The sequence below is a fragment of the Pseudomonas zhanjiangensis genome, from assembly GCF_041027545.1.
Taxonomy (GTDB): domain Bacteria; phylum Pseudomonadota; class Gammaproteobacteria; order Pseudomonadales; family Pseudomonadaceae; genus Aquipseudomonas; species Aquipseudomonas zhanjiangensis.
In genome coordinates this window covers 220,512-228,057 of record NZ_JBFTEG010000005.1, presented here as the reverse complement: position 1 = coordinate 228,057, position 7,546 = coordinate 220,512, and the positions used below count along the sequence as shown (strand labels likewise).

General features: G+C 66.7%; 4 protein-coding genes and 1 pseudogene. 1 reads left to right on the top strand and 4 read right to left on the bottom strand.

All coding sequences use genetic code 11. The features are described from left to right. Positions 1–176: 176 nt before the first annotated feature. Positions 177–416, top strand: a pseudogene (locus tag AB5S05_RS09295) (phage integrase N-terminal SAM-like domain-containing protein); the annotation flags it as partial. Between the two features lie 321 nt (positions 417–737). Here the strand turns inward: AB5S05_RS09295 and malK are convergent. From malK to malG, 4 genes are all read right to left on the bottom strand, one after another. Continuing rightward, a complete protein-coding gene (gene malK / locus AB5S05_RS09290) occupies positions 738–1,853 on the bottom strand; it encodes a maltose/maltodextrin ABC transporter ATP-binding protein MalK (protein WP_369287218.1) in 1,116 nt (371 codons plus the stop codon). Between the two features lie 15 nt (positions 1,854–1,868). Then, positions 1,869–3,497: an alpha-glucosidase gene (locus AB5S05_RS09285; protein ID WP_369287217.1), complete on the bottom strand. Its 1,629-nt coding sequence runs from the start codon at positions 3,495–3,497 to the stop codon at positions 1,869–1,871. Positions 3,498–3,758: 261 nt separating this feature from the next. Then, positions 3,759–6,503 carry an HTH-type transcriptional regulator MalT gene (gene malT / locus AB5S05_RS09280; protein WP_369287216.1) on the bottom strand — a complete coding sequence of 915 codons (2,745 nt, stop codon included), beginning with the start codon at positions 6,501–6,503 and terminating at the stop codon, positions 3,759–3,761. A 152-nt stretch (positions 6,504–6,655) separates the two neighbouring features. Beyond that, a complete protein-coding gene (malG, locus tag AB5S05_RS09275; protein ID WP_369287215.1) occupies positions 6,656–7,546 on the bottom strand; it encodes a maltose ABC transporter permease MalG in 891 nt (296 codons plus the stop codon).

The window sequence follows — 7,546 nt, the reverse complement described above, 5'->3', positions numbered from 1 at the left end:
GGGACATCAGTCATTACTTGATGCACCGTTACAACTGGATCAGACCGCATCAATACAACGACGGGCTACCACCTGCGGTGGCCGAAGAAAAACTTAACCCACTGTCCGGGATGGGTTGACCACTACAACATGGACAGTTCACCCCCCACGCCTCATCTGCAAGAGCAGTTCGTGCGGTTATCCGTTTAAACCACTACAGCGTGCGAAGGCAGAAGTCCAATTGCTACGCCACCGACTACTTAATTGGCTTCCATCAACTGCGCCATCCACTTGAGTTGGCTGGGGCCGATGTCAATGTCTTTCTCGACTGGCTGGCGATGGAGAGGCAGGTTGCGACGCCTCCCCAGAACAGGCGCTCAATGCCCTTGTTTTGCCCTACGCCAAGGTGCGCGAAAAGCTCCTGGCGATATGGGTGACGCGCTCAGGGCCAAGCGCCCTGCGCCTAGTCCCAGGGTACTGATCCACGAGGCCGCCGAGCTCATAGCCTTGCCCGCACGGCCCTGGCAATTGCGAGCCAGGCCGATGTACGACAGCGCGCGGTCAAGGTGGCTCGCCTGAGAGGGAAGGATCTCGACGCAGACAGGCAGGGGGATCATTCTCCATGACGCTAAGGGCGGCAAAGGCCACGCAACCTCGCGCCTAGAATCGAGTGCGCCTTCGCCCTGCTGCGCCTCGACGGCGCCTGCACGCACTGATCACTGCTCGAGTACGCCGGCGGCAGGCATACCCGCGCCTGCTCAGCCGTGAATCGCCGGCTCGCGGTAGTGGCGGGTGCAGGCCTGGCCGTCGGCGCGGAACAGGTGGCATTTGTTGGCCATCAGCCCGGCGGCGTAGGTGTCGCCCACGGCGACCTTGCGGTTGCCGTCGCTGCGCAGGGTGATCATCTCGTCGATGCCTTCCAGGCTCAGGTAGATCAGGTTGTGATCGCCCAGGCGCTCGGCCACGCTGATCTGCCCGTAGAAGGCGAAATCGGCCTGCTCGGCGTCGACGAAATGCTCCGGGCGCACGCCCAGGGTCAGTTCCTCACCCGGTTGCACGGAGCTGCCGTCGACCAGTACCTGCATGCGATAGCCGCCGGGCATCTCGATCTCCACGGCCTCGGCGCTGGCAGCGAGCGCCCTGACCTGGAGGAAGTTCATCTGCGGCGAGCCGAGGAAGCCGGCGACGAAGCGGTTGCGCGGGTAGTGGTAGAGCTCCAGCGGCTGGCCGACCTGGGCGATCTGCCCGGCATTGAGCACCACGATCTTGTCGGCCATGGTCATGGCTTCGACCTGGTCGTGGGTGACGTAGATCATGGTCGAGCGCAGGCGCTGGTGCAGGCGCGAGATCTCGATGCGCATCTGCACGCGCAGGAAGGCGTCCAGATTGGACAGCGGCTCGTCGAACAGGAACACCTTGGGCTCGCGGACCATGGTGCGGCCGATCGCGACGCGTTGGCGCTGGCCACCGGAGAGGTCCTTGGGCTTGCGTTCGAGCAGCTGGTCGAGCTGGAGAATGCGCGAGACCTCCTCGACCTTGCGCCGGATGGCGCCCTTGTCGACCTTGGCCAGCTTGAGGCCGAAGGCCATGTTCTCGGCGACCGTCATGTGCGGATAGAGCGCGTAGGACTGGAACACCATGCCCACCGAGCGGTCCATCGGCGGCAGGTCGTTGACCCGCTGCTCGCCGATCAGCAACTCGCCCGCGCTGATGTCTTCGAGGCCGGCGATCAGCCGCAGCAGGGTCGACTTGCCGCAGCCGGAAGGGCCGACGAAGACCACGAACTCGCCATCCTCGATGTCCAGGTCGATATTGCGGGTGATGGCGATGTCGCCGTAGCTCTTGCAGATATTACGCAGGGTGACGCTGGCCATTTTCTTATTCTCCACTCAGCCCAGCAGGCGGGCAAAACCGAAGCCGTGGGCCGGCAAGTGTACCCAGCTGCCGAGGAACTCGGCAGTGCTGGCGGGAACCGCTTCGAGCGGCTCGACCATCAACGGCAGGTCGTAGCGGCGCTCGCTCGCGCTCATGTTGAACAGGCACAACCAGGCCTCATCGCCCAGCCGGCGCTCGAACACCAGTAACGCCTCGTCGTGATGACGCATGCGGATCGTGCCTTCGATCAGCACCGGCTGCGCCTGGCGCCAGGCGAGGAAGCGCCGGTAGCTGTTGAGCATCGAATCCGCATCCTGCTCCTGGACGTCCACCGCCAACGCCCGGTGGCTCTCGGCCACCGGCAGCCAGGGCTGGTGCGCGCTGAAGCCGGCATGGGCCGCGTCGTGCTGCCAGGGCATGGGCGTGCGGCAGCCGTCGCGGCCCTTGAACTCCGGCCAGAAGCGTATGCCGTAGGGGTCGACCAGGTCCTCGTAGGCCAGTTCGGCCTCCTCCAGGCCCAGTTCCTCGCCCTGGTACAGGCACACGCTGCCGCGCAACGACAACAGCAAGGCCATCAGCAGGCGTCCGCGGGCGGCCTCCGGCTTGCCCTGCAGGGCCCAGCGGCTCATCACCCGCACCACGTCGTGGTTGCCCACCGACCAGCAGGGCCAGCCGTCGGCCAGCTCGCTCTCGATGGCCTCCACCGTATGGCGGATGAAGGCCGGGCTGCACTGGGCGGTGAGCAGGTCGAAGGAATAGGCCATGTGCAGGGTATTGCCGCCACTGGTATAGGCGGCCATGGTGCGCAGCGAGTTGTCGCAGCCAATCTCGGCGACACTGGAAGTACCCGGGTAGCGTTCCATCAGCGCGCGCAGGCGGCGCAGAAAATCGAGGTTCTGCGGCTGGCTCTTGTCGTAGACATGGCGCTGGTAGGCGTAGGGGTTGTCGGCGCGCACGCCGATGCCGCCCTCGCGAATGTCCGGATTGGGCGGATTGTCGCGCAGCTGCTGGTCATGGAAATAGAAATTCGCCGCGTCCAGGCGGAAGCCGTCGACGCCCAGTTCGAGCCAGAACTGCATGTCGTCGAGCAACTGCTGCTGCAGCGCCTCGCAGTGGAAGTTCAGGTCCGGCTGGCTGGCCAGGAAGTTGTGCAGGTAGTACTGCTTGCGCCGGCTGTCCCAGCTCCAGGCCGAGCCGCCGAACACCGACAGCCAGTTGTTCGGCGGGGTGCCGTCCGGGTTGGCCTCGGCCCAGACGAACCAGTCGACCTTGGCGTTGTGACGGCTGGAGCGGCTCTCGGCGAACCAGGGATGCTGGTCGGAGCAGTGGTTGAGCACCTGGTCGATGAAGATCCGCAGGCCGCGCTCATGGGCCGCACCGACCAGGGCCTGGAAGTCTTCCAGGGTGCCGAACAGCGGATCGACGCCGCGGTAGTCGGACACGTCGTAGCCGAAGTCCTTCATCGGCGAGGTGAAGAACGGCGACAGCCAGATGGCGTCGACGTTGAGGCTGGCGATGTAGTCCAGCTTGCTCAGCACGCCCGGCAGATCACCCACGCCATCGTCGTTGCTGTCGAAGAAACTGCGTGGATACACCTGGTAGATGACGCCACCGCGCCACCAGTCCTTGCGGGAAACAGCCATACGGCACAGCCTTCTTATTGGTTATGACGCCGGCCACTCTAGGCCAGCGCCATGGCGCCCACATCCTCCCCGCACGGGTTTTGCCAGGCGTATGGCGAGGGCGTAGGGGGGAGGAGTCGCGCCCCTGCCGGCGGATGAGCGCAGGGGGCGTAGTGCCGGGCGCAATCGGGACGCGCGGCCTTGCCGAAGAAGCGCAGCGCGCGCCACGAGGGCGCGCGCAAAGCGAGGAGTGCAACGCAAGACGCGGCAAGACGCCGCCCCCTACTCGCCCTGGATCTTGCTCAGCAGGCTGCGCGCCAGCTGTACCGCCTCGCTGCGCTGGGTGATGGCGAGCTTCTGGTAGAGGCTGCGGATATGGGTCTTGATGGTGGTCGGCGCCACGTTGAGGTGCTCGGAGATCTGCTCGTTGGACAGGCCGGCATGGATCAGGCTGAGCACCTGCCATTCGCGCCGGGTCAGCGGCGAGTGGCGGATCAGCTCGGGCACGTCCGGGCGGTTGATGATGTCCTGGATCACCGCCTCGTCCAGGCTGATGCGGATCGCCCGGCCGAAGTCGCGCTGCTGCTGGGCCAGCTGGATCAGGCGCTCCGCGCGCTGGTGTTCCAATTCGTCGAGCTGGCGCTCGTGCTGCAGGCCCTTGAGCATGACGATCAGCGGCTTGCCGACGCGCAGGAAGCTGCCGATGGCGCCGGTGCGACTGGCCAGGGTCAGGGCCTGCTGCAGGTGGTCGAGGGCCGCCTGGCGCTCCTCGCGCTGCCAGTGCAGCTGGGCCTGGAGGATGTGGTTGCGGTTCTGGTCCATCACCAGCTGGTGGCGCTCGGCCGAGCTCTGCAGCTGGCGCAGGATCGCCACGGCCTTGTCGCTCTGGTTCAGCGCCAGGTAGGCGCGCACATGGTTGCGCGCGTTGCACTGGGTGAAGTGGTTGACCGCCGGCGCCAGCGGCGGCGCGGTGCCCAGCCACTGCTGGATGGCCTCCTTGTCCTGGGTCGACTCCCAGTAGCCGAGCATCACCGCGTGGGCGTTGGCCCGCCAGTCGATGTGGTAGCTGTCGTCGGCCAGCATGCTCTTGAGCTTGGCGATGTAGTCGGCGCAGACCGCCTGCTGGCCGCGGGCATGGGCGACCCGGGCGAGCAGCACGTAGCACTGCAGGAACCAGTGGTCACCCAGCGCGTCGAGGATTTCCAGGCCCTGCAGCGCGGTCTGCTCGGCGGCATCGAGGTGATGCCATTCCCACAGCACCTGACCGCGCACCCGGTAGATGAACTCCATGATCGGCGTGGCCTGCAGTTGCTCCTGCTCGATGTACTGCAGCGCCCGCTCCTGCAGGTTGTAGGCCTTCTGCAGGTAGCCCTGGGCGATGGCGATCTCCGACAGCTGGCCGAGGCTCCAGAGCACCTGGTGCGAGGCGCGGATCTCGCGGCCGCGACGTTCGGCCTCCTCGTACTGCTGCTGCGCCGGCAGCAGCGCGCCCTGGACGAAATGCGCCTCGGCCAGGGCCGAGAGCGCCGCGACCCTGGAGGTGCGCATGATCGACGGCTCGCGGGCCAGGGACTCGCGGGCCAGTTCGATGGCCTTGTGCTCGTTGCCCTGGTTCATCGCCATCTGCGCGCGCACCGCCTTGAAGTCCGCCTCGATGCGCGGCCATTGCTCCGGGGCCACGGTACTGCGCTGCACCTGCTCGCCGGCCTGCAGCCAGCGTTCGGCCTGGTCGAACTGATACTGGTTCTGCGACACCCAGGCCTGCAGCAGGGTGAACAGCGGCGACTCGGCCACCTGGTTTTCCGGCAGCACCGCCAGGCAACGCTGCAGCAGGCTCAGCAAGCCCTGGCGGTAGAACTGCCGGCCGTGCTTGTCCAGCACCTGGGCGACCCGCTCGGCGCTGCCGGCGAGCACCGCATGACGCGCCGCCTCCTCCGGCATCTGCTCCTCGAACAGCGCCTCGGCGGCGCGCAGGTGCAGCTCGGCGATGCGCTGCGGCTGGTGGATGCTCAACTCGCCGCGCAGGAAACAGGCGAACAGCGGGTGATAGGCGAACCACTGGCGCAGGCTGTCCACCGGCTGGATGAACAGGCCGTTGCGCTCGAGCTGTTCGAGCATCTCGCGGCCGTTGCAGCTGGCGGTCAGGCGGTCGGCCAGGGCGGCGCTGAAGCGCTCGAGCAGGCAGGTGGACTGGAGGAAATCCAGGGTCTGCTCGCTCAGGCCGGCGAGCACCTGTTCGCGCAGGTAGTCGCGGATGTAGGGATGACCCAGCTGCAGGCTTTCCAGGAACAGGTCCATGCCGCGGCCGGTCTGCACCTCCTGCAGAGCCAGTTGCAGGGCGCAGGGCCAGCCGCCGATGCGCCGATTGAGGCGCTCGACCTGCTCGCGGTTGATGCCGAACGGCAGGCCCAGCTCGAGCAACTCCTGCACCTCGTCGTGCTCGAAGGCCAGTTGCGCGGCGTCCAGCGCCAGCAGCTGCTGGCGGATACGCAACTCGGCGACGCCCAGGTCCGGCAAGCCGCGACTGCACACCAGCAGGGTCAGCCACTCGGGCATGTTGCGCAGGAAGAAGCGCAGCGCCTGGATCACCTCGCGGTTGTCCAGCACCTCGAACTCGTCGAGCACCAGCAGCAGGGGCGGATGGCTGGCCGGCAGCTCGGCGAGCAGGCGGGTCAGCAGGCCGTCCAGGCCCTCGCCGCCCTGCTCGGCGCGCGCCACGCCCAGCGGGCAGCCGGCCTCCAGCCGGGCATCCAGGGCATTGAGCAGGTAGCGGCCGAACTGCCGCGGGCCGTTGTCGCTGGCGTCCAGGTTGAGCCAGGCCACCGGGCCGTCGAAGGCCGCCGCCCATTGGCCGGCCAGCACCGTCTTGCCGTAGCCGCTGGGCGCCTGCAGCACCGCCAGGCGCACCTTTGCCAGACGCGGCAGCCACTCGTCGAAACGCGGCCGGGCGAGCAGCCCGGGATGCAGCGCCGGCGCGGTGAGCTTGGCCGGAATCAGGGGCAGAGGCGCAGGCGCCGCAACAGTCATATACCACTCCCGTTAATTGTCGTTGTCTCGGGTAGCGTCGAATCTTACGTCAAGCGCAACGCGCGGATAATACGTCGGGTGGATCGGGGCGCGTAGCTGAGGCTTCATCCATCCACCGAGGGCGCGGCAAAGTTGGATGACAACGCCTCCCCCTAGCCCTTGACCCCGCCGGCGGTCAGGCCGCCGACGATCCACTTCTGGCAGTAGAGGAACACCGCGGTGATCGGCAGGCCGGAGAGCACCGCGGCGGCGGCGAAGTCGCCCCACAGGTAGTTCTGCTCGTACAGGTACTGCTGGGCGCCGACCGACAGGGTCAACTTGTCGACGTCCATCAGCAGCACCGAGGCGATCGGGTATTCGGTGATGCTGGTGATGAAGGCGAGGATGAACACCACCGCCAGGATCGGCACGCTCATCGGCAGCAGGATGTGCATGAAGGCCTGCCAGGTGGTGGCGCCGTCGACGATGGCGGCCTCCTCCAGGGAGGCGTCGATGCTCTCGAAATAGCCCTTGATGGTCCAGATATGCAGGGCCATGCCGCCCAGCGAGGCGACGATCACCGCGCCGTGGCTGTTGACCCCGAGCCAGCCGGCGTACTGGCCGAGCTGGTCGAACAACGCATAGATCGCCACCAGCGACAGCACCGGCGGGAACATCTGGAAGATCAGCATGCCCTTGAGGATCGGCCCCTTGCCGGCGAAACGCAGGCGGGCGAAGGCGTAGGCGCCGGTGGTCGACAGCATGAGGATCAGCGCCGAGCTGATCAAGGCGATCTTCAGCGAGTTGCCCAGCCAGGTCAGCACCGGAAACGGCGGCTGCACCACGCTGCCATCGGCCAGGGTATAGGGAATGCCCAGGGCCAGCGACCAGTGCTCCAGGGTCGGCTGGTCCGGCAGCAGGCTGCCGCTGGCGAAGTTGCCCTCGCGGAAGGAGATCGACACCACCATCAGCAGCGGGAAGACGATCAGGGCGATGAAGCCGAGCAGGCCGAGGTGGGTCAGCCACAGGCGGTATTTCACGGATTTGGGTTGCACCATTGCCAT

Coding starts and splice junctions, on each gene's coding strand:
- malK (WP_369287218.1), bottom strand. CDS start 1,853: ATGGCCAGCGTCACCCTGCGTAATATCTGCAAGAGCTACGGCGACATC.
- AB5S05_RS09285 (WP_369287217.1), bottom strand. CDS start 3,497: ATGGCTGTTTCCCGCAAGGACTGGTGGCGCGGTGGCGTCATCTACCAG.
- malT (WP_369287216.1), bottom strand. CDS start 6,503: ATGACTGTTGCGGCGCCTGCGCCTCTGCCCCTGATTCCGGCCAAGCTC.
- malG (WP_369287215.1), bottom strand. CDS start 7,546: ATGGCAATGGTGCAACCCAAATCCGTGAAATACCGCCTGTGGCTGACC.